At 70.6% G+C, this 20,534-nt stretch carries 24 protein-coding genes; 7 read left to right on the top strand and 17 right to left on the bottom strand.

The window, feature by feature from the left end; translation table 11 throughout:
- Positions 1–25: 25 nt before the first annotated feature.
- From O7615_RS02500 to O7615_RS02475, 6 genes are all read left to right on the top strand, one after another.
- Positions 26–1,762, top strand: a complete 1,737-nt coding sequence (locus tag O7615_RS02500; protein WP_278175545.1) for a carbamoyltransferase C-terminal domain-containing protein — start codon at positions 26–28, stop codon at positions 1,760–1,762.
- 77 nt (positions 1,763–1,839) lie between these two features.
- Positions 1,840–2,766 carry a diiron oxygenase gene (locus O7615_RS02495; RefSeq protein ID WP_278175544.1) on the top strand — a complete coding sequence of 309 codons (927 nt, stop codon included), beginning with the start codon at positions 1,840–1,842 and terminating at the stop codon, positions 2,764–2,766.
- A gap of 44 nt (positions 2,767–2,810) precedes the next feature.
- Entirely contained in the window at positions 2,811–4,055 is a 1,245-nt protein-coding gene (locus tag O7615_RS02490; protein ID WP_278175543.1) for an ATP-grasp domain-containing protein, read from the top strand.
- A 26-nt stretch (positions 4,056–4,081) separates the two neighbouring features.
- The gene (locus O7615_RS02485) at positions 4,082–5,365 is read left to right on the top strand and encodes an MFS transporter (RefSeq protein ID WP_278175541.1); all 1,284 of its coding nucleotides are present in this window, start codon (positions 4,082–4,084) and stop codon (positions 5,363–5,365) included.
- A gap of 135 nt (positions 5,366–5,500) precedes the next feature.
- Positions 5,501–5,773: a hypothetical protein gene (locus O7615_RS02480; RefSeq protein ID WP_278175539.1), complete on the top strand. Its 273-nt coding sequence runs from the start codon at positions 5,501–5,503 to the stop codon at positions 5,771–5,773.
- An 87-nt stretch (positions 5,774–5,860) separates the two neighbouring features.
- Positions 5,861–6,619 (top strand): alpha/beta hydrolase, encoded by a 759-nt coding sequence (locus O7615_RS02475; RefSeq protein ID WP_278175537.1) that lies wholly within the window; start codon positions 5,861–5,863, stop codon positions 6,617–6,619.
- Between the two features lie 103 nt (positions 6,620–6,722).
- Here the strand turns inward: O7615_RS02475 and O7615_RS02470 are convergent, their stop codons facing one another.
- The 7 genes from O7615_RS02470 to O7615_RS02440 all read right to left on the bottom strand — a co-directional run bounded on the left by O7615_RS02470 (position 6,723) and on the right by O7615_RS02440 (position 10,968).
- Entirely contained in the window at positions 6,723–7,469 is a 747-nt protein-coding gene (locus O7615_RS02470; protein ID WP_278175536.1) for a hypothetical protein, read from the bottom strand.
- Between the two features lie 134 nt (positions 7,470–7,603).
- Positions 7,604–8,131: a ricin-type beta-trefoil lectin domain protein gene (locus O7615_RS02465; RefSeq protein WP_278175535.1), complete on the bottom strand. Its 528-nt coding sequence runs from the start codon at positions 8,129–8,131 to the stop codon at positions 7,604–7,606.
- 192 nt (positions 8,132–8,323) lie between these two features.
- Positions 8,324–8,545: a hypothetical protein gene (locus O7615_RS02460; RefSeq protein ID WP_278175534.1), complete on the bottom strand. Its 222-nt coding sequence runs from the start codon at positions 8,543–8,545 to the stop codon at positions 8,324–8,326.
- A gap of 126 nt (positions 8,546–8,671) precedes the next feature.
- On the bottom strand, positions 8,672–8,860 hold the full coding sequence (locus tag O7615_RS02455) for a hypothetical protein (protein WP_278175533.1): 189 nt from the start codon (positions 8,858–8,860) through the stop codon (positions 8,672–8,674).
- 66 nt (positions 8,861–8,926) lie between these two features.
- On the bottom strand, positions 8,927–9,790 hold the full coding sequence (locus tag O7615_RS02450; protein ID WP_278175532.1) for a helix-turn-helix domain-containing protein: 864 nt from the start codon (positions 9,788–9,790) through the stop codon (positions 8,927–8,929).
- Between the two features lie 153 nt (positions 9,791–9,943).
- Positions 9,944–10,456 carry a hypothetical protein gene (locus O7615_RS02445; protein ID WP_278175531.1) on the bottom strand — a complete coding sequence of 171 codons (513 nt, stop codon included), beginning with the start codon at positions 10,454–10,456 and terminating at the stop codon, positions 9,944–9,946.
- A gap of 14 nt (positions 10,457–10,470) precedes the next feature.
- On the bottom strand, positions 10,471–10,968 hold the full coding sequence (locus O7615_RS02440) for a hypothetical protein (RefSeq protein WP_278175530.1): 498 nt from the start codon (positions 10,966–10,968) through the stop codon (positions 10,471–10,473).
- Between the two features lie 225 nt (positions 10,969–11,193).
- On the opposite strand from O7615_RS02440, the gene O7615_RS02435 reads away from it, so the two are divergent.
- Positions 11,194–12,390, top strand: a complete 1,197-nt coding sequence (locus O7615_RS02435) for an IS110 family transposase (protein ID WP_278175529.1) — start codon at positions 11,194–11,196, stop codon at positions 12,388–12,390.
- Positions 12,391–12,512: 122 nt separating this feature from the next.
- Here O7615_RS02435 and O7615_RS02430 read toward each other — a convergent pair whose 3' ends face one another.
- From O7615_RS02430 to O7615_RS02385, 10 genes are all read right to left on the bottom strand, one after another.
- Positions 12,513–13,013, bottom strand: coding sequence for a SprT-like domain-containing protein (locus tag O7615_RS02430; RefSeq protein ID WP_278175528.1), 501 nt, complete (start codon positions 13,011–13,013; stop codon positions 12,513–12,515).
- Between the two features lie 370 nt (positions 13,014–13,383).
- Entirely contained in the window at positions 13,384–14,523 is a 1,140-nt protein-coding gene (locus O7615_RS02425; RefSeq protein ID WP_278175527.1) for a DNA cytosine methyltransferase, read from the bottom strand.
- Between the two features lie 77 nt (positions 14,524–14,600).
- Positions 14,601–14,969, bottom strand: coding sequence for a hypothetical protein (locus O7615_RS02420; RefSeq protein ID WP_278175525.1), 369 nt, complete (start codon positions 14,967–14,969; stop codon positions 14,601–14,603).
- Positions 14,966–15,352, bottom strand: coding sequence for a hypothetical protein (locus O7615_RS02415; protein ID WP_278175524.1), 387 nt, complete (start codon positions 15,350–15,352; stop codon positions 14,966–14,968). Before O7615_RS02415 ends, O7615_RS02420 begins: the two co-directional genes overlap by 4 nt.
- Entirely contained in the window at positions 15,349–15,516 is a 168-nt protein-coding gene (locus O7615_RS02410; RefSeq protein WP_278175523.1) for a hypothetical protein, read from the bottom strand. The genes O7615_RS02415 and O7615_RS02410 overlap by 4 nt, the downstream gene beginning before the upstream one ends.
- Positions 15,517–15,611: 95 nt before the next feature.
- Positions 15,612–16,376, bottom strand: a complete 765-nt coding sequence (locus tag O7615_RS02405) for a hypothetical protein (protein ID WP_278175521.1) — start codon at positions 16,374–16,376, stop codon at positions 15,612–15,614.
- 232 nt (positions 16,377–16,608) lie between these two features.
- The gene (locus O7615_RS02400; protein WP_278175520.1) at positions 16,609–16,968 is read right to left on the bottom strand and encodes a hypothetical protein; all 360 of its coding nucleotides are present in this window, start codon (positions 16,966–16,968) and stop codon (positions 16,609–16,611) included.
- Between the two features lie 402 nt (positions 16,969–17,370).
- Positions 17,371–19,200, bottom strand: coding sequence for a DNA polymerase (locus tag O7615_RS02395; protein WP_278175519.1), 1,830 nt, complete (start codon positions 19,198–19,200; stop codon positions 17,371–17,373).
- 513 nt (positions 19,201–19,713) lie between these two features.
- Positions 19,714–20,367 carry a hypothetical protein gene (locus tag O7615_RS02390; protein ID WP_278175518.1) on the bottom strand — a complete coding sequence of 218 codons (654 nt, stop codon included), beginning with the start codon at positions 20,365–20,367 and terminating at the stop codon, positions 19,714–19,716.
- Positions 20,364–20,534: a hypothetical protein gene (locus O7615_RS02385; RefSeq protein WP_278175517.1), complete on the bottom strand. Its 171-nt coding sequence runs from the start codon at positions 20,532–20,534 to the stop codon at positions 20,364–20,366. Before O7615_RS02385 ends, O7615_RS02390 begins: the two co-directional genes overlap by 4 nt.

Genomic DNA, 20,534 nt, shown 5'->3' with positions numbered 1-20,534 from the left:
CCCATCCAGACAAAAGAGGAACGACATGAGCTACGTTCTCGGCCTCAACCTGAGTCACGATCGCTCCGCCGCACTCGTCGAGGACGGCAAGGTCCTGGTCGCCATCGAGGAGGAGCGCCTGGACCGGATCAAGCACTCCGAGGGCTTCCTCGTACAGGGCTACTTCGAGCGACTGACCAAGACGCTGCCGATGAAGGCGGTGGCGTACTGCCTCGACCACGCCGGCATCGGCATCGACGAGGTGGATCTGGTGGTGGGCAACCGTCCACTGGGTGACGGCGCGGTGTGGCGGATCCTCCGCGAACTGCCGATCAAGGACAAGAGCAGGGTCCACGCGATCCCGCTCCCGTCGCACCACCTGGCGCACGCGGCCACGACGTTCTACACCTCGCCGTTCGAGGAGGCGGCCATCCTGGTCGTCGACCAGGCGGGTAGCCGCAGCCGGGAGGGCCTGATCGAGAAGCACACCGCGTTCGTCGGTGCCGGCACCGAGATCCGCCCGGTCGCCAGCACCACCTACCCGGTCGACTACTCGGACCTGAGCCTGGGCTGCTTCTACGACTTCTTCACCACGAAGCTGAACTTCATCACCCGCTACGGCACCCCGGACTGGGGCCTGTTCGAGTGCGGTGGATACCCGGAGGCGGGCAAGACGATGGGGCTGGCGCCGTACGGCCGGCCCCGACCGGAGTGGGGCGACTGGCTCACCTTCGACGGCTTCGACATCACCGTCTCGCAGGAGTCGCTGGAGCAGATCTGGAAGGAGATCTCCAGCGCCGCCGGCGAGGGATACGAGCCCAAGGCGCCGGGTTCCTGGCAGCACCAGTTCGCCAAGGACGTGGCCTTCAAGGTCCAGGACGAACTGGAACGGGCGATGCTGCACCTGGCCCGGACGACGTACGAGCTGACCGGCAAGAGGCAGCTCTGCCTGGCCGGCGGCATCATGCTCAACTCGGTCGCGAACCAGCGGATCCGGTCCGAGGGGCCGTTCGAGGAGATCTTCATCCCGGCACCGGCCGGCGACTCCGGTAACGCCATCGGCACCGCCCTCTACGGCTGGCACCAACTGCTCGGGGGCGCGCAGCGTCACACCCTGCGCACCGCCGCGCTCGGCCGCCGCTACTCCCCGGAGCGGGTCGACCGGGCGCTGGAGTGCTACCGGGGCCGGCTCGAATGGCGGGAGACCACGGTCGAGGAGGTCGCCGGGCTGCTGGCCGAGCATCACTTCGTCGGCTGGTACCAGGGCTCGTCGGAGATGGGACCACGGGCGCTGGGCCACCGCAGCATCCTGGCCGACCCGCGTCACCCGCGTACCCGGGACTACCTCAACACCACCATCAAGCACCGGGAGGTGTTCCGGCCGTACGCGCCCTCGGTGCTGGCCGAGCAGGTCTCCGAGTGGTTCGACTTCGTCGGGGAGAGCCCGTTCATGCTGCTCGTTCCGGACGTACTGGCGGAGCGTCGGGACGAGGTGCCGGCGATCACCCACGTCGACGGCACGGCCCGGGTGCAGACCGTGCACGCGGACCTGGACCCCGAGTACCACGCGCTGATCAGTGCCTTCGCGGCGCGGACCGGCGTACCGCTGCTGCTCAACACGTCCTACAACGACAACGGTGAGCCGATCGTGGAGACGCCCGAGGACGCGCTCCGGACGTTTCACCGCACCGAACTCGACTTCCTCTATCTGGAAGGGCGGTTGGTCAGCAAGCCAGGCCGGACGCTGCCCGACGGCCACCCACGGGAGACGCCGTTGCCGTGACGTACGGCGGCCGACCGCGCCGCCGGCGGCGCCACGGCCCTGCCCGAAAGGATGCCATGTCCACCCCTCACCAACCCATGCCAGAGGTCAAGGCCTTCGAGCACTGGTACGAGCGTGCCGGCGTCCGGATGGATCCGCGACGGCTGATCGATGTCGACGACGACATCCACAAGGCATTCTTTCCGGAACACCTCGTGCCGCACCTCAACCACCCGCTGGTCGGGCCGGACGACTACGAGCTGCGGCGCTATCTGACCGCCCAGCACCTGTACCAGTGGCTCAACTTCACCATGCACTTCGAGGTCGCCGTGGTGTGCCGGGCGACGCAGCAGATCGCGGACGGCAGCACCGGCCTCGCGCTCACCCCGCAGTCCAGGATGGACGCCTACCGGATCGTGGTCGACGAGGGCTACCACTCGCTGTACAGCCTCGACGTGCAGCACCAGTTGGAGGCCCGCTCCGGCATCCTGGGCCTGCCGTACGACTTCGGTCCGTTCATCACGGGCCTCGACGCGGTCGGCGAGGACATGCCCCAGCACCGCAGGCTGGTGCAGCTGCTCCAGGTGGTGGTCTTCGAGACGCTGATCACCTCGATCCTGTCGGACATTCCGAAGGACGAGAGCGTGGTCGACGTGGTCCGGGCGATCGTGCGTGACCACGCCATCGACGAGGGTCGGCACCACGCCTTCTTCGCCAACTTCTTCCGGCACCTCTGGGGACAGCTGGACGCGCCCACCCGGAAGCTGGTGGCCGAGTACCTTCCGCACCTGGTCGTGCGGTCCCTGCAACCGGCCACCCGACCCGCCTACGCCGCGTTGACCGCCTCGGGCTTCAGCGAGGCGCGGGCGCGCGAGATCGTGGCCGAGTCGTACAACCCGGAAAGCGTGCTCAAGGGCATCCGGCACTCGGCGGCGAAGACCATCAACCTGTTCGAACAGGTCGGCGTGCTCGACCTACCGGGTACCCGCGACGGGTTCCGGACGGCCGGTCTGATCGTCGAGTAGGGCCACGCCGGAACCACCAGCTCTGTCACGGCAAAGGAGAAACGATGTCAGCCAGCGAGGGCGTACTCCTCGTCATGGGCAGTGGCCACCAGCAGTTCCGCGAGTACCTGCTGCGGGCCGCCGCCGAACACAGCAGGCTGTGGCTGTTCGACCCGGAGGAGCCCAGCTGGCAGCGTCGGTACGTCACCGGGGCCACGGCGCTGGATGTGTTCGACCCGGCAGCCGCCGTGCGGGCGGCCCGGGACCTGGTCGGCGACGGGGTCACGATCTCCGGCGTCTACTGCTATCACGAGGCGGTCATCGCCGCGGCGGCCCACGTCGCGGCCGACCTCGGCCTGCCCGGCCCGACCCCGGACGCGGTCCGTACGGTGCGGGACAAGGCGCTCACCCGGGCCCGGCTCACCCAGGCAGGGCTGGCCCAACCCCGGTACGCCGTGGTCGGCCCCGCCGACGACGTGGCGACGGCGGCGGCCGGAATCGGCTTCCCGCTGGTCGCCAAGCCCCGCACGCTCGGGGCGAGCCAGGGGGTGGTCAAGGTGAACGGTGCGGGCGAGGTCGGCTGGGCGCTCGGGGTGAGTCGCTCCGCGACCCAGCTCGGCATGGTCAACCCCGAGGAGGTGCTGCTGGAGGAGTACCTGAACGGGCCCGAGATCAGCATCGACGCCGCCGTGCTGGACGGCGAGTACCTGCCCTACCTGCTGGCCCGTAAGCGGATCGGCGGTGAGCCGTACTTCGAGGAGACGGGGCACACCATCGACGCCGCCGACCCGCTGCTGGCGGACGACGACCTGATCGACATGCTGGGCGCCGCGCACCGGGCGGTGGGGTGGCGGACCGGGATGACGCACACCGAGGTGAAGCTGACCCCGACCGGGCCGGTGCTCGTCGAGATCAACGGGCGGCTGGGCGGCGACCTCATCCCGTACGTGGGCCAGTTGGCCAACGGCATCGACTCGGGGCGGGTGGCCGCCGACGTCGCGCTCGGCGTACGGCCCAAGCTGGATCCGGGACGCGAGTCGGCGACGGCCATCCGTTTCCTCTGCCCGCCGGTCAGCTGTGTGGCGACCGCTGTCGAACTGCCGCCGCCGGATCCCGGCTCCGGCCTGTACGAGTCGACCGTGCTGACCGGGCCGGGCTCGACCCTGCTCATGCCGCCCGACGGGTACATCGCCCGGTACGGCTACCTGATCGCGCGGGCGGACACCGTCGAGCGCTGCCAGGCCGTGCTGGACGAGGCCGAGCGGCAGGTCGTCTTCCGGTACGACCCGCTCCCGTCCGGTCAGCGGTGACGCCGCCAGTGTCCAGCGGAGACAGCGTGAGCGACAAGACTCCCGAGCGCCCCCTCGGCCCCCTGCAGACCCTGCGGACGCTGCCCCGTCCGGTGGTCGTGCTGCTCGCCGGCATCGCGATCAACCGGATGGGCCACTTCATCTCGATCTTCCTCGTGCTGTACCTGATCGAGCTGGGTTTCCGGCCGGCCGCCGCCGGCGTCGTGCTCACCACGCTCGGCATCGGATCGATCATCGGTGTCTTCCTCGGTGGCCTGGCGACGGACCGATGGGGTCCGAGGCGGGTCATCATCGGCTCGATGCTGCTGTCCAGCGTGGCGATCGGCGTGATCGCCTTCGAGCGGGACTACGTCGTCCTGCTGGTGACGAGCTTCGTGGCCGGGCTGGCGATGCAGAGCTACCGGCCGGCGGCGTCGGCGATGCTGGCCGAGCTGACCCCGCCGGAGCGGCTGGTGATGACCACGGCCGCGGCCCGGCTGGGGCTCAACATCGGTGCGACCATCGGGCCACTGGTCGGGGCCTGGCTCGCCACCTACTCGTACCCGATGGTGTTCCTGGTCGACGCCGCGACGGCCCTGGCCTTCGGCATGGTGGTCCTGTTCGTGCTCCCCGACACCCGGCCCGCCCGCCCGGCGGCCACCGAACGCGATCGCCCGGCGCCGAAGCGGGACGGGATGCTGGCCGACCGGCGCTTCCTGCTCGTGCTCGGGGCGATGTTCGCCACCGCGCTCGCCGAGGTCCAGTACCAGGCTATGTTGCCGATCCAGCTTCAGTCCGACGGTTTCCCCGTGGCGCTGTACGGGACGATCGTCGCGCTCAACGGAGCGCTGGTCATCCTGCTGGAACTGCCGCTGACCCGGTTCGTGCAACGCCTGCCGATCCGGACGGTGATCGCCGGCGGGTCGCTCCTCATCGGGCTCGGCCTCTCCCTGTTCGGCATCAACGCCGGGATCTGGATCCTCTTCGTCGGGGCCATCGTGTGGACGATGGGCGAGATCATCAGCGCACCGTCGATCAGCGCGTACCCCGCCCTCGCCGCGCCGCCCTACCTGCGCGGCCGGTACATCGGAGCGTTGAACACCTGCCAGACCACCGGGTATGCCCTCGGCCCCATCATCGGCACCAGCCTCCTGGACTACGCGGGCAGCACGGCCTGGCTGCTCTGCGCGGTGCTCGGCGTGATCGCGGCGGCCGGCATGTGGGCGGGGATCAGGAACGACGTGGGGGGCGCGGCACCGGACCGCGAGGTGGCGCCACCACCCGCCCGGCGAGAGGAGAACCAGGTGAGCACCGAACCGTCGTCGACCTGAACCGCGCGGCGCTCAGGTGCCGCCTCCGACGGCGCGGTGCGGCGGCTCGTAAGGGGAGGTTGACGAAGGTTCACCGAGGCGACCCAGTCAGACCTGGCCACCACCACCCCGCGTACGGAAGGACACCGACCCGCCATGACCGAGCCTGCCCGTCAGGTGACCGTGCCTGTCGTCGTGGAAGAGGCGCCGGAACACCGGACGCTGGACGAGCTGATCGACGAACTGCGCCACCGGCCCGGCACCGAGCAGACGGACATCGTCCTCTCGCTCCTGGAGACCGCACGGACACTGTTGCCCGCGGCGACGCTCGGCAAGCCGATCTCCGAGGCCGACCTCGACGACGTCCGGGGATGCCTGCGGGCACTGTCCGTGTCGATGCGGGTCCACCTGTGGCGGCAGCGGGAGTGACCCGACCGCCGGCGGGATTCCGATGCCCCGAGCGACATACCGCGTGTTCCTCTGGATAAGAGGCTGCTTCTGGCAAACTGCTAGCCCGTGCTGCCTGTCGTCTTCGTGCACGGCCTGATCGGATCCTTCGGTATCGAGCGCTGGCCGACACCGCCGGATGCGCCGCCGTCACTGAGCCCGGACCTCATCGGCTACGGGGTCCGGTCCGGCGCCGACCCGGCCGCGATCACCATCGACGCCCAGGTGGGCCACCTGCTTGCCGAGGTGGACCGGGCGATGCCCGGCGGCCGGGTCCATCTGGTGGGCCACTCGGTCGGCGGGGTGATCGCCATGGCGTTCGCGCACCGCCATCCGGGCCGGGTGGCGAGCGTGGTCAACGTCGAGGGAAACTTCGCGCCCGCCGACGCGTTCTGGTCGAGCCAACTCGCCGCGCAGACGCCGGCCGAGGTGGCGGAGTTCCTTCGCGGATGCCGCCGCGACCCGGTGCGGTGGCTGCGCGACGGCGGCATCCGGCCCACCGAGGACCGGGTGCGTCGGGCCGGCCGCGCGCTGGCCTTCCAACCGGCGAGCACCCTTCACGCGACCGCCCGGGCGGTCGTCGAATTCACCACGGGTGACGCGTACCAGCGAATGCTCCGCGAGGTCTTCGGTCGTACGGCGGTGCACCTGGTGGCCGGGCGGCGATCCCGTGCCGGGTGGCACGTCCCCGGCTGGGCGCTGGACGCCGCCGCGAGCTACCACGAGGTGCCGGACGCCGGTCACATGATCGCGCTGGAGGCGCCGGAGAGGTTCGGGCGGACGCTCGACGCGGTGCTCCGCCACCCCGGCATGGCGTTGCGCCGCTGACGACCGGCACTCCCCAGCCGCCGCTGCCGGCGTCGGGAACCCGCGCGCGACGGACGGCTCGTGGCCGCTGATCGGCTGCCGCCGAACCGCCGCCCATCGGTGGTCAGCCGCTGGCCTCGGTGCGCTCGACGGTGAGGGTGGAGACGCCGGCGGTCGCGTCGATGTCGTAGCGGTCCGTCGCGGAGTCCCACTCGGGCGGGGTGATGGTGGTGCCGCCGGCCACGCCGGACCGGGTGGCACCGTCGACGGTGACCGAGCCGGCGCCGCCGCCGGCGCGTACCTGCACGGGTGCGTTCGCGGCCAGGCGGACGACGACCTGGCTCGCCCCGCCACTGAGCACGGTGCGCTGCGTCCCCTCCGGCGGCGGCAGGGTCAGCTCGATCCGGTTGGCGCCGGCGGTGAACTCGATGGTGCCGATCCGCGCGTCGCGCAGGTCGAGGTGCTGTTCCTTGGCGCCGCCGCTGAGCCGGATGTGCCAGCGCACCGACTCGCCCAGCACCACGTCCACCACCGCCGGGCCGTCCCGGTCGGTGCCGCGCAGGCTGGTCAGCAGGCTCCCGTCGGTGAGGGAGGCCGCGGGTCGGACGCTGGCGTCGCGCGGTGTCGAGATCCGGTAGGCGTCGTCACCCAGGTCGGCGGTGCGCAGCCGGACCACGTCGGCGCCGTCGAGCAGCACGAAGGTGGCCTCCCGCAGGTCGCCGGCGGCGCCGGAGACGACGTGCCCGCTCCGGCCGTCGCCGCGGACCGTCACCCACGTCCAACTGGCGACCAGCACCACCACGACGACCAGCAGCGCGGCGCCGAGCCACCACCACAACCGCCGCCCGCCAACAATCCGAGCGTTCTCCACGTCGCCTCCCGTACCTCGGTGACCGCACGGGCTACTACCCACCGCGCCCGTCACCGACTCTTACGCGCGTAGAGCCGCTCGGGCTCACCGCCGTCGACGGCGGTGAGCCCGAGTGTGTGCGGTGGGCGACGGGATCAGGCGCGGGACCATTTCTGGTTGGGGGTGCCGGCGCAGTCCCAGAGCTGCAACCGGCCGCCGTTGTTCGGGTTGTTCTCGCGTACGTCGACGCAGCGGTTCGCGTTGAGGTTGACCAGGTCACCGGCGCCGTTGAGGGTGAAGCGCTGGGCCGGGTTGCCGTTGCAGGTGACGAGGTTGACCTCGGTGCCGTTGGCCGTGCCGGCCCAGGCCGGGTCCATGCACTTGCCCATCGCGCGGATGGTGCCGTCGGCGGCGAAGGTCCATGCCTGTGCGGCGGTCGTGTTGCAGTCCCAGATCTGCAGGGGCGCGCCGTCGACCGGGTTCGCGCTGGGGATGTCGATGCACCGGCCGCTCTGCTGACCCCGGATCCGGGTGGTGCCGGTGTTGCCGTCCGGAACGTAGCCGTAGACCCGGACGTAGTCGACGAGCATCTGCTGCGGGAACTGGGTGCTGCCGTCGGGGTAGCCGGGCCAGTTGCCGCCGACCGCCACGTTGAGGATCATGAAGAAGGGGTGGTCGAACACCCAGCGGTTGCCGCCGAGCCGGCTCGGGTCGATCCGGAAGAACTCCGTACCGTCGGCTATGCCGTCAGACTCACATCAGAAGCCAGGTAGCGGCCCGCCGCTTAAACGCGAAACGCCCCGCGCCCGGGGGTCCGGGGCGGGGCGCTTCAGCGGTGGGTCAGTCGCGGCCGAGCGGGTATACGTGCTCGGCGGCTAGGTCACCCGCCGAAGTTGGGTGATCCGCACGTCAGTTTGGTGAATCTGGTCGGACGCCGGGCGGTGGGCGGGCGTCGCCTCCTGCCAGCGGATCGCGAGGGTAGCGGTCGTCTCGCTGGTCGGCGCCAGCGTGACCGAGACGAGACGGTATCCCGCAGCGGTACCGACCTCGGCGGCCCGCGCGATCCGCTCGAAGTTCTCATCGATGGCAGAGACCAAGTCAGTCCCTTGCACAGCGAGCGGCGCCTGAGTGCTGTGCGACCCGGCGGCCCAGCTTCGGAGAGCGTTAGCGGTGGGTTGCGTAGTCATGCGGTCCTCCTGAAATCGATTGGAGCCTGTTTAGGGTCAGTACCCGGCTTCACGAGCGCGCCGGGCAACTTCGGTCCGTTGCTCGTCCAGTGTGTGCGGGCCGGGTGGTACACGCTGGTATGTAGCTTCGTGCTCGCGGCGGACGCGCTCGGTTTCGGCCTCGAACGCTTCGAGATCGGCGACGACCCGGCGAAGATACCGGGCAATCGACTGGTCTTCGGTCACGGGCATCTCCTCAGGGTCCAGATAAGCGTAAGGCCCGCCCCGGACATCCCAGGGCGGGCCGTTACGTCAGCTCGGCTGTGTGGTCAGCACCCGCAGCTTCGGCGGGTCGACCGGCTTCGGGGCGGTCGCGGCGAGGGCGTCGCGGAGGGTCCGGCGCGGAACGCCGATCAGGTCCGCGATGTTCTGCTGCGACCGGCTGGCGTCCTCCGCGTTGAGCGCTTCGGCCCGGCGGCGGATCTCGGGGTACCGAGCTGCGTCGCCCGGCTCCGGCAGGGGGCCGAAGGTCAGCGCGGTCACCATGCGCGGGTCGGCGGGGGCGTCGGCCTGCTCGGCGTCCTCCGGCCCGCTGTGCGAGTTGCTGACGGCCTCGACGGGCTCGGGGGTGTGCTTGGTCGGGGCAGGTGCTGCGGCAGGCTGAGCAATCGCCACAGCCTGCGGGGGGGCCGCGCTCAACTCGTCGGCCCACGCCCTGAACTCGGCGTCAAGGTCGGCCTGCGCGGGGGCGGGCGGGGCCTCTTCGGTCCGGGCGCGCTTCTGCGCGGTCAGGATCAGGGCGGCCGAGCAGACCGCGAGGAGGCCGTCAATCGCGATCGGGCCGTACGTGACGGTCACGGCGTCAGCGCCGTAGTGCTCGAACAGGCCCGACATGTGCTTGTAGCTCACGATCGCGGCGACCAGGGCGACGCCGCCCACACCGACGAAGCGCAGCAGGGCGTAGCCGAAGCCCTTCGGGAAGGCGACCCGGGCCAGCACTTCGATACCGACGAAGAGCAGCACGGGCCAGGCGACCGAGAAGACGACCTGAAGAACTGGCGGGTTGTCGTTGCCGATGAAGGAGTGCTCGACGTTCGCGGCGATGCTCAGCGCGCCGCCGAGGACGGCGCCCAGGTAGGCCCAGCCGCGGCCGGTGGGGGCGGGGGAGCGGGACATGGTATGTGAGTCCTTCCGGAGGGGGGCAAGTCGGCGAGCCGGTCGGCGGTGGGTACCGGGCTAAGTAAGACCCTACCTCCGCTAACCGGTTAGCGCAAGTGTAAACGCCCCCTGCCCGTGTAATACCAGGTCAGGGGGCGTGTACGGGGTTGATCAGCGGCGCGCGAGGTGCCGGCGCTCGGCCGGAGTCAGCACCATCGGCGGGCGGGGCAGGTCTGGGTGCATCACCGAGATGCGCTTGCGCTGGTGGGGTAGTGCGTGCACGTGGCCGAACTCGTGCACCAGGAGCCACTTCCGGTCGGCCTGGCTGTACCGCAGGCGCTTCGCCTTCGCGGGGTCGATGACGACGATTGAGGTCCGGTGCGTGGCGCCCGTCTTCGCGCGGATCGGACTCGCCCACCCGACGTTCCGGCCCGAGAGCTTGCCGGTCTGGACGGTCACGCAGTCGCGCTTGGCCGGGCAGCGCTTGACCAGCCGGAACGTGCTCTTGCCCGTGTAAACGTCCAGCCACCGGAGCGCGCTCTTGACCGGCCAGTCCGACGGCATGTCGAGCTTCTGAACGTAGATCACCTTCTGCGGCGCCGCCTCGGCCGGAGCCGGGAGGGCCGCGGGGAGGAGGGACAGGGTCAGCGCGGCGACGAGGCCGGCGGCGGTGCTCTTGCGCATGATCTCTCCCGGGCTCACTGGGCGGGTTGCGGATGGGCGGGGCGGACCGGGCACACGGCCCGGCCCTCGGCGTCGACCGACCAGCGGCCGACCGGCTCGTACCCCAGCTCGGCCAGGGCGGCACGCAGCCGGGACGGTGCGTCCGGGGCGGACTCCGGCTTGACCACGATCGCCCGGTCGCCGATCGCGACCACGCTCGTCGAGGTCAGCCGGCCCGCGGCGTCGAGGTCGACCGAGGCGGTCACGATGCCGGCCGGGGGCGGGACCGGGTCGGCGTCGGCGGCGTGCTCCGGCTCGGCGGGCGGGGCGAGGATGACCTTCGTCGTCACGCCGACCTCGAACACTCCCCGGTCGGTCTCGATCCGCGTACGCCGGCCGACCTTCAGCGGGGCGGCGGTCACGGTCACGACCTGGGCGCCTTCGGTCGACTTCGCGAACTCCGGGCCGGCGTTGGTCAGGGCCGCGTACGCGCGAGCGCCCTCGGTCAGCTTGCCAGCGGTGGTCGTGTTCATCGGGGTCCTACCTTCTTGATCGTGATGACCGCCCAGTTCGTAGGGTTGGCTCATCCGGGGGTGCTGGGTGTGGCTTTCATCGGGTTGCCGTTGATGGCTCAGGAGACCTGGCCGCCCAGCACCCCGCGACGACTCGGCCGCCGATTGGGAGTTGCGAGTAGATCGCTGTGTAGGACCATGCCGGCGAGGTCGTCTGCGGACCGACTCACCAACGAACTTGTGGAGGTGACCGTGCCCAAGGTGTGGGCCGGCGTAGATATCGGCAAGGCGCATCACCACTGTGTGGTGGTCGACCAGAACGGCGACCGGCTGCTGTCGCGGCGAGTGGCCAACGAGGAAGCGGAGTTGCTGACGCTGCTGGCCGATGTGCTGGCACTGAGCGACGAGGTCACGTGGGCGGTCGACGTGGCCGACGGCGGCGCGGCTCTGCTGATCGCCTTGCTGATCAACCATGAGCAGCGGCTGGTCTATATCTCTGGTCTCGCGGTGAACCGGGCCGCCGCCGGTTACCGCGGAACCGGCAAGACCGATGCCCGCGACGCCGCAGTGATCGCCGACCAGGCACGTATGCGCCGTGACCTCAACCCGGTGCGCCCGGGAGACGAGGCGGCCGTCGAGTTGAAGATCCTCACCGCCCGCCGCAGCGACCTGGTCGCCGACCGGACCCGCACCATCAACCGACTGCGCGAGCAGTTGCTGAACATCTTCCCCGCGCTGGAACGTGCCCTCGACCTGACCAACCACGGCCCGCTGGTGCTGCTGACCGGCTATCAGACCCCCGCAGCTCTTCGCCGTGTCGGCGTCGCGCGGTTGCAGACCTGGCTGCGTAACCGCAAAGTCCGCTCGGCCGGCACCATCGCCGCCGCCGCTGTCGAGGCCGCCGACCGGCAACGCACCACGCTGCCCGGCGAGAAGCTCACCGCCCAGATGGTTCACACCCTCGCCAAGGAGGTGATCGCCCTCAACGAGAAGGTCAGCGAGATCGACAAGCTCATCGAGGGCCGGTTTCATGAGCACGAACTCGCCGAAGTGATCTCCAGCATGCCCGGCATCGGCGCGCTGCTCGGCGCTGAGTTCCTGGCCGCCACCGGCGGCGACCTCGACGCCTTCGGCACCCCGGACCGGCTGGCCGGCTTCGCCGGCCTGGCTCCCTCGCCCCGCGATTCCGGACGCGTCAGCGGCAACCTGCACCGCCCACGCCGCTACCACCGGGGCCTCCAGCGCGTCTTCTACACCTCCGCGCTGATCAGCATCCAACGATGCACCGAGTCGCGGCGCTTCTACGACCGCAAACGCGGCGAGGGCAAACGGCACACCCAGGCCGTACTCGCACTCGCCCGCCGCCGAATCAACGTCCTGTGGGCACTCCTGCGTGACAGACGGTGCTACCAACCCGTACCGCCTGCCGCTACCGCGGCTTGACAACGTCATTGGGAGGTCTCCATTCAGGATCGGCGGGCGCCGCGGGTGACGAGCAGGCCCAAGGCGAACGCGGCGAGGATGATGCCGGGCAGGATCAGGGCTTCCATGTCGGATCCTTTCGGTCAGGCGTAGACGGGCATCTCGGTCCGGCAGCGCGGGCAGATCGGCGCGCCGACCTCGTCCAGCCACTTGCGCGAGGTCCGGGCCAGGTAGCCGCAGGTGCACTCGCACTTGATCATTCGGGTGGTCTGCTTCTTCTCGCCCTGCCCGTCGCGCGTCGCGGTCGACAGCCGGGCGTGTGGGTACTCGCCGAGCTGGTCGGCGATCTCGTCCAGGCGGGCCTTCAGCTCGTCGCCCGCGACGGTCGCGGTCATCTTGCCGGTCAGGCCGATCCGCCGGGCGAGCTTCGCGAAGTCGCCCCGGTGCCCGCTCTTGCAGTCATCCCAGGCGTGAATCAGCTCGTGCGCCAGGGTTTCGAGCACCTGCCCGGCGTCGGCCAGTACGGGCGAGACGAACACCTGCGGCGTCTTGTCCGCCGTGGTGTGCGAGGCCCAGCACTGCCCGATGACCTTGTTCAGTCGCTTCCGGCTCGACACCCCCGGCCAGCCGACCGAGACCCGCACGGCCGGCAGGGTGGCGCCCTGCTCGGCGAAGATCGGGCGCAGGGCGTCGATCGCGCCGACGAGCCAGGCTTCCCGGGTGGCCGTGGCTGCGGGGGTCAGCTCGGGGGCGTTGGTCGGAGACGAGGTTGGCAGAGGCGGGGGCGGTGTTCAGCCGCTCGGCCGCTGCCTCGGCGTGCGCCATCGCGTCCGGGCCGGTGAACGCCTCGGCGTTGTCGCCCGTCTGGCGGTCCTCGACCACTGCGAAGCCGTGCCGGCCCTTCGCGTACTGCACGGCTGCGAAGCGCGGAGTGTCGGCGGTGATCTTTCCTGCGGCGGTCATCTTTTCTCCTCGTCTCGGCGGGTGTGTAAACACTCTACCTCCGCTAACCGGTTAGCGCAACTGCCGCAACACGGCAGCCCCGAGGCCCGGTGGGACCGCGTTCCCGACCTGCAAGAACTGCTTCGTCCGCGAGCCCTGAAGCGGGAAGTCCGCCGGGAAGGTCTGAAGGACTAGCGCCTCTTCGATCGCGAGTGGGCGCTTCTCTCCGGCGGCCCCGTCCCACTCAGGCCGGGACTTGCCGAAGGCCAACGTCGGTGCCGGGGCAGTGCCCGGACGGTGGGCGGTGTTCGGGCGGTCGTTGGTGACCCGAAGGTGCCACTCGACCGCGTTCAGCCGCGCGCCGAAGAACAGCGTCCCGGCGGGCTGGTCGGTCGTGCGCTCGCACGCCTTCGCCTGGTTGCCATTGCGGAGGACCCAGCTTCGCGACTTGCTGGTCACGGTGGGGCTCGGGGCGTGGCCGGGCCGGTCCCTCGGCTTGTTGTAACCGCCATCGCCTACGGACGAGCGGACGGCGAGGTCAGATTGCCAGCCCAGCGCCTCAGCCATACTTACCCACGGCAGCACCTCGCCGTCCAGCCTGTCCGGCGTACGCGAGTAGTACCGCGAGTGAGTCGGTGTCGGCAGGGCGGCCGGCTGGCCGTCGCGCCGGGCGAGCAGGAACGCTCGCTTGCGCGTCTGCGGCACGCCGTATTGCTCGGCGCTCAGGTTGCCGGTCGCGACGGCGTACCCGGCCGCGCACAGCACCTCGGCGCAGGCTTCCCAGACCGGAAGGACCGGCGGGACCTGTTCCCAGGCGATGAACACCGGGCGCGAAGCGAGCGCGACTCGCAGCGGTTCGAGGACGAGCGCCGTCCGCTCGTCACCGGTCAGCGCGGCCAGCTCGGCGTAAGTCGGCCGGACCCCCCCCTGACCGAATAAGCGCACCCCGTGGAGCACGGCGTCCAGCGCACGCCGCCCGGTGCCCGAGCCCGCCGCACTAAAGGTCTGGCACGGGGGAGAGGCAATCAGCGCGTCGTACTCGCCCGGGACCGGGTCGACGTCGCGGACGTCGTCGGCGACGGTCTTCAGCCCGGCCGCCGCGCGAGTGGCGCGAGCCTCGGGCATGATCTCGACGCCGTCAGCGTCCCAGCCAAGCGCGTGCGCGGGGATGTCCCAGCCGCCAGCGCCCGCGAAGAGGTCAAGTGCTTTCATATCTGCTCCCTGAGGAAAGGTCTCAACACGCCGAGACCCGCCCAACCGGATCGGTGAGCGGGTCTCGGGGAAGTGGGTCAGTAGTCGCGGAGAAAGCCCCACGGCTCGGCCCGCCATTGGCGATTGGAGTGCCGGCCGTGCTCGCGGTAGTACGCCGCGAAGTCGAGGAGATATCCCGTGTCCGCGGCCGGCTGCGAGCCGTCCCGGCGGGGCTCGTAGCCCTCGGTCTGCTCGTCGCGCTCGCCGTCGGCAGCGTGCCGCGGGCGGTAGGGGCCGGGCTCCGGCAGCGTGCGCGGGCGGACCTGCTCGCGCTCGGCCGTCTGCTCGCGCACGATCCGAGCCAGCTCGGCCGCCGCCTCGGGCGTGCTCCACCCGGCCGGGACCTGGGCAGCCTCGCGGCGCTCGGCGAGGTAGCGCCGGATGCAGGCGACCACCCGGCGCGTCACCGGGCACCCGCGAAGTTCCACGGGTGGATCGACCCGCGCGGCACGCCGACCTGCCCAGGTCGCGTCTTCGCGCCGTAGGTCTTCAGCACCTCGCCCGCGAACCGCTCGATGCTCGGCCAGTGCCAGGCGTGGCAGTGCGACCGGTTGTGTTCGCGGTTGGCGGGGTTGCTCGTGCGCGAGTGCGTCTCTGGCTTCGGGCAGGGGATCACCGTGCCCTCGCGGCACTCATCACGTCCGCAGGCCGTCAGCGTCGCCCGGTAGCCGGACGAGGTGGTGATCTCGAAGCGCAGCGGGATGGTTCCGCCAGAGCGAAGCGGGGCCGCGACCTCGCGGATCAGCGCAGAGGCGAAACCCTTCGGGTGGTCGATGCGCTTCTCTGTCATCGCCGCGTCCCCGGGCGGGCCGGGAGGCCGGTCAGCGCCGCGCGCAGGTCGTCGGCGTGCTCAGCGTCGAGCTGGTCGCGGTCCTCGAAGGGCAGCAGCTCGTATAGGTCGCTCGCCTCGGGGGCGTCCGGGAGGCGAACGGGGTCGGTCTCGAAGAGGTCCATTGGTGTCCTGTCTGGTCGTTGCTGTCGGGGGGCGCCTGGCCTATGCGCCAGGCGGGGGCCGGGTGTTCACGGATTCCGGCCCCCGGGCAGATCCGTTAACCGGTTAGCGCGCCAAGGGCACGACGCATGGTGGCGAGGGCGCGCGTGCGCGTGCGCTGGATCTTCAGCCGGGAGTAGCCCCCGAGCCGGTGACCGATCTCAGCGTCCGGCTGCGGGTCGAAGTCGCTGAAGCCGTACGCCAGCGCGACCACGTCGCGGGCGAAGTCGTCGACCGACCGGAGCGCGAGATCGCAGAGGATGCGGTCCTCCGTGTCGGCGATCTCTCGCGGGGCGATGATCGGGGACAGCCCGCCGTCGCCGTGCGCCTCGATCGCGTCGTCGAGCGAGGTTGAGGCCGTAACCGCCGCGTGCACGGCCCAGAAGGTCTCCGGCGTCATCGAGTGCGCCGGGGCGAGCGCGGCGGCCTGGGCGGGGTCACCGTCCGCCGCAGCCAGGATGCCGAAGAACCGTGCGACCGTCCGGCTCGGCACGGTGAAGCCCGCCCCGGCCTCCTGTGCGGCCTCGCTCAGCGCCTCAGCGGTGTGCTCGCGCAGGATCGAGGCGAGCCGGGTCGAGCGAGCCGGGTCGAACGCGCGGCACGCGGCGACCAGACCGAGCCAGGCGGCCTGCCGGGCGTCGTCGAGCGGCAGCACGCGGACGTAGGGCGCCAGCACCCGCCGGAGGACGGGCACGTACGCGACGAAGAGGCGAAGCTGGGCGGCGGAGTTGCCGGCCGCGGCTGCGGCGATCAGCTCGGCCTCAACGGCGTCGAGCGCGATCGGCTCGGCGGGGGTGTCCCAGAGCTGGGCGAATGCGGACATGGTGGACCCTCCCAGGGCGTGACGGGGTAGCCGGGCGGCCGGATGCGGCTCGAACGGCTGTGCGAGTTGCGGTACGTGGCCGACGCTACTCCGCTAACCGGTTAGCGGAGGTACTTAAGACTCTCTTAAAGCTGAGTAGCTGGTCAGCACTGGCCGTACGGATGATCACCGGTCAGCCGGAATACGGCGAGAGGCCCCGAGGAGACCCCGGGGCCTCTTGTCGCAGGTGGCGCTAGGCGGACAGCAGCCGCGGCGCGGGATTGACCGGCATGAGCCGAAGACCGAGCGCCTCGGCCATCGCGTACTCCCACAGCCGTTCGGCCCCCGGCAGCACCGCGATGACGTCCGCCGAGAGCAGCGCGTCTAGATCATCGTCAACTACGGACAGTAGATGGTCGGCGTCATCAGTGCTCTGCGAGGCCCGGCCCGGGGCGACGACCTCGAACCCTTCCGCTGCGAGGGCGTCGAACGCCGGAGCGAAGCGGCGCGCACGCTCGGCGGCCGAGCCATGCGACGGGCCGAGGAGGTACGCCCGCAGGCGGGGGAGTCCTGTTGACGGGACCGGCTCGCGGCCGTGCATGCTACTGACCATCCTCGGACCTTTCCCCGTGCCAAGGCGCAAGCGCCGCAACCAGCGCCCGCCGCACATCCCGTACGGCTTGCGTCCCGCCGTGGAGTACGTGGGCAGAGCGTACAACCTGCGAGCGCAGGCGCAACCGGTCGTCATCAAGCACGATGGCCCCGGTGGGGTCTACCCGAACGTTTTTCACCCGTTCGGCTGTGTCCTCTCTCGGCCGCGCGACGGGCGCCGCCGCCCATTGCGCGTCCATGGCAGCCGGGAGGATGGCTTCCAAGGCGCTCAATTCGTCCCGTAGGCGTGACATTAAGTCGATCATGCGAGTTACGTCACGATCGGTGTCAAGATCGGCAGGTTTCATCGGTGCCCCGCTCTCTGCAAGGTCAGTATCGTACAGGTGTTCGAGACGGAGCGGGGTCACTCCGGGGCGCCGTATCCGTGGCCCCAGCTCGGGCCGTAGACCTCCGGGTCGGACTCGATCCGGACGCCGTAGAAAGTGCTCTCCATGACCCGACCAATCTCCCGGATCACCTCCTCGGCGCTCTCCGTCGGCGCCTGGGCGATCAGCTCGTCATGCACGGGCAGTAACAGGTGGTCGCCGAGACCCGCCGCGAAGATGTCCGCGATGGCCTGGGCGAGCAGGTCGCGAGCGGTGCTCTGCACGACGTAGTTTGTCGCGGCGTACAACCTGTCCCTGTCCAACGGCAGGTGACGACCGGACGGCGTCGTAACCTCGCGCTTGCCGAACTGGGCGCGCTCCATGAGGCGCCGCGAGTAGCGCTTGATCCCCGGGAAGGTCGCGTCGTACGCCGCGAGGGCGGTCTTCACGCTGGCGAGGTCGGCGCCGGTCTGCCGGGTGATCGTCGCCGCGCCACCGCCGTAGACCTTCCCGAAGCCGACGGCCTTCGCGATCTTCCGGTGTGCCTTCGTGAAGTCCGGCCCGAAGACCCGCTCGGCCGTGAAGCTGTGCAGGTCTACGCCGTCCGCAATGGCCTTCTTCATCGTGGCGTCCTCGCTCAGCGCCGCGAGAACCCGCATCTCGACCGCCTGATAGTCGGCCGCGATGATGGCCTGCCCCGGGTCCGCGATGAACGCCCGTCGCACCCGCCAGTCCGACGACGGAAGCTGTTGCAGCGGCGGCCGGCTGATCGACATGCGGGCGGTCCGGGCCTGAAGCGCGCCGATCGACGGGTGAAGCCGATCGTCGGCGTCCTTCAGGTCGAGGAACGCCTGCGCGTAGGCGGTCGCCCACTTCTCGGACCTCTTGCTGCGCAGCACCGCATCGGCGAGCGGGTTGGGCTCGCGCACGTCGAGGCGTTCCCATCCCAGCGAGAGATCCGCCAGCGGGAGCAGTACGCCTTTGTCGACCTTCGTTGCGCCGGACGCCGTCCGCTCGGTCAGGGTCTCGCCCATCGCGTCGAGTGCGGTCGCCACCTGGGCCGTGCTGTTGACGTTCTCGACGCCGTACCGCCGGGAGACCGTCCGGAACCGCTCGGCCTCGGCGAGCAGGTCGGCCTTCAGGCGCTCGACGTAGGGTACGTCGAGGCGGAAGCCCTTTCGCTGAAGGATCGCGAGCAGCACCTGAAGGTGATGTTCGAACTTGCTCAGGTGGTCGAGGCCGATCTCTCGGACCAGCGGGCCCAGCTCGCGGAAGAGGCGGTGCGTCAGGATCACGTCGAGGCCGGCATACCTGACGTAGGTCTCGTTGTCGATCGGGATGCCGGCCCAGCCGGTCGCCTTCGTCAGCCCGAGCGACCGGAAGACCGCCGTCAGGCCCTCTTGCGTGTCCGGGGCGTCCGGGTCGACGTAGACCGCCGAGAGCGGCTTCAGGCCCAGGCCGATCCCGCCCTCCTGCGGGGCCCGCGGGTCGAGGAGGTGCCCCAACACGCGCGTGTCATAAGTGCGCGGGCCGAGGTCTTCGAGCTTGACGCCGAGGTGCCGATCAACGACGAGGAGGTCATACGGCGCGTTATGGGCGACGAACGGGCGCGGCTGGCGCAGCGCGGCGACGATCTCCTCGGCGAAGAGGTCGGCGCGCAGCACCCACGCTTCCCGGCCGTTACCGAACTGAGCGAGTCGAAGCCGATGGGTACCCGTGTAAACGTCCAAGCCGGTCGTCTCGGTGTCGAAGGCAAGCACCTTGTCACCGCCCGCCAGGAACGCGCGGAAGCCGTCGAGGTCTTCGCGCCGCTCGGGGAAGTGGATTCCCACAGTCGATCCGGCCACAGTGTGCACCAGGGACTTCATGCTCTAGCCCCCTTCCGGGCTCGGCTGTTGAGGTCGTGGCTGCGCTGGCACGTACGGCACACGCGCTTGCCGTCCTTAGTTCGCCGCGTGTTCGCTGCGTCGTACGGGTGACCGCTCGGACACTCGGTCTTAGCCGCGCTTCGTGCTCCCGCTAGTGCGGGGGCCGAGCTGCGCCGGACGTTCTCAGCTCGGGTCACTGATTCGAGGTGGGCGGGCGCTACGCAGTTGCGGATGCCGCACAAGTGGTCGACCTCAAGCCCGGCAGGGACCCTGCCGTTTGCCCAGGCGAACGCGAACCGATGGGCGAAGACGGGGCGAGACCCGTCCCAGAACCTCCCGTAGCCGTTTGGCTGGGTCGATCCCAGCCACCGCGCACACCCGTTCTCATCCGGAACGGCGACCTTCGCCCAGAAACGGGCCTCGGGGTGCTGTCTCATGGAAGCTCCACTAGGTACGGCTGAAGGGGCCAGCCCTCCTCATGGGAGAGCCAGCCCCTTCAGCGGGTCGGCTAGATCAGCAGGGAGCGGCGCACCCACCCCCGCAGCACCCCGCGCCGTCCGGGCGAGGCTCGGCCGGGTCGACGTCGGGGGCGTCGGGGTCGACGGTCGGGACCTTCGCCACGGTCGAGCCCATCGCACGGCGAAGGAACTCGGCACGCGTGATCGGCACGGTCCATGGCTTGTCGGCCCAGCCGTCGGCGTCGAGGACGACCAGCCCTTGACGCTCGCACCACTCGTCCGGCGTGCGCAGGTCCGGCCCGGCCAGTACCCCCGCCGCCTCAGCGACGGCGGTCAGGTCGTCGGCCGGCGAGGCGGCCCAGCCGCAGGCGTAGTCGCCCGCGGCGAGCGGTTCCGGCACCAGCTCGACGAGCGCCACACCATTGACGACCTCCCACGCCTGCGGCACGTACCCGCGCCGTAGGAACGCTGCGGCCATCGCCGCGTACGGGTCGCCCCGGTCGGTCGTGGTGCCGTCGGCGCGGACGGCGAATCGGGCCGGGCGCGGAGCCGGCGGGCGGACCTCGTCCGGCGCGCCGCCGAGGAAATCGGCCTCGGCCCACATGCCGGGTAGCTCGCTCGGCGCCGGGTCGCCGCACACGTTCGCGGCGAACAGCGGGCACGCCCCGCACCCGCCCGTCACGCCGCAGTCGTCGGCGGGGGTGGTCACGCGGCCTCCTCGACGTGCATCGTAGGCGTGGTCGCGCCGCCCCCGTCGTTGAGCTGTTCGGCGACGAAGCGGAAGGCGTCCGCCTCGTTCTCGCTCAGCTCGACCACGGTCTGAGTCATGTCGTCCTCGAAGCCGATCAGGCTGATTCGGTACGGCTTGCGGTCCAT

Origin of the sequence: Micromonospora sp. WMMD1082, assembly GCF_029626175.1 — a bacterium.
Taxonomy (GTDB): domain Bacteria; phylum Actinomycetota; class Actinomycetes; order Mycobacteriales; family Micromonosporaceae; genus Micromonospora.
Note: the sequence above shows the minus strand (reverse complement) of the source record. Positions and strands in the feature narration are given on the sequence as shown.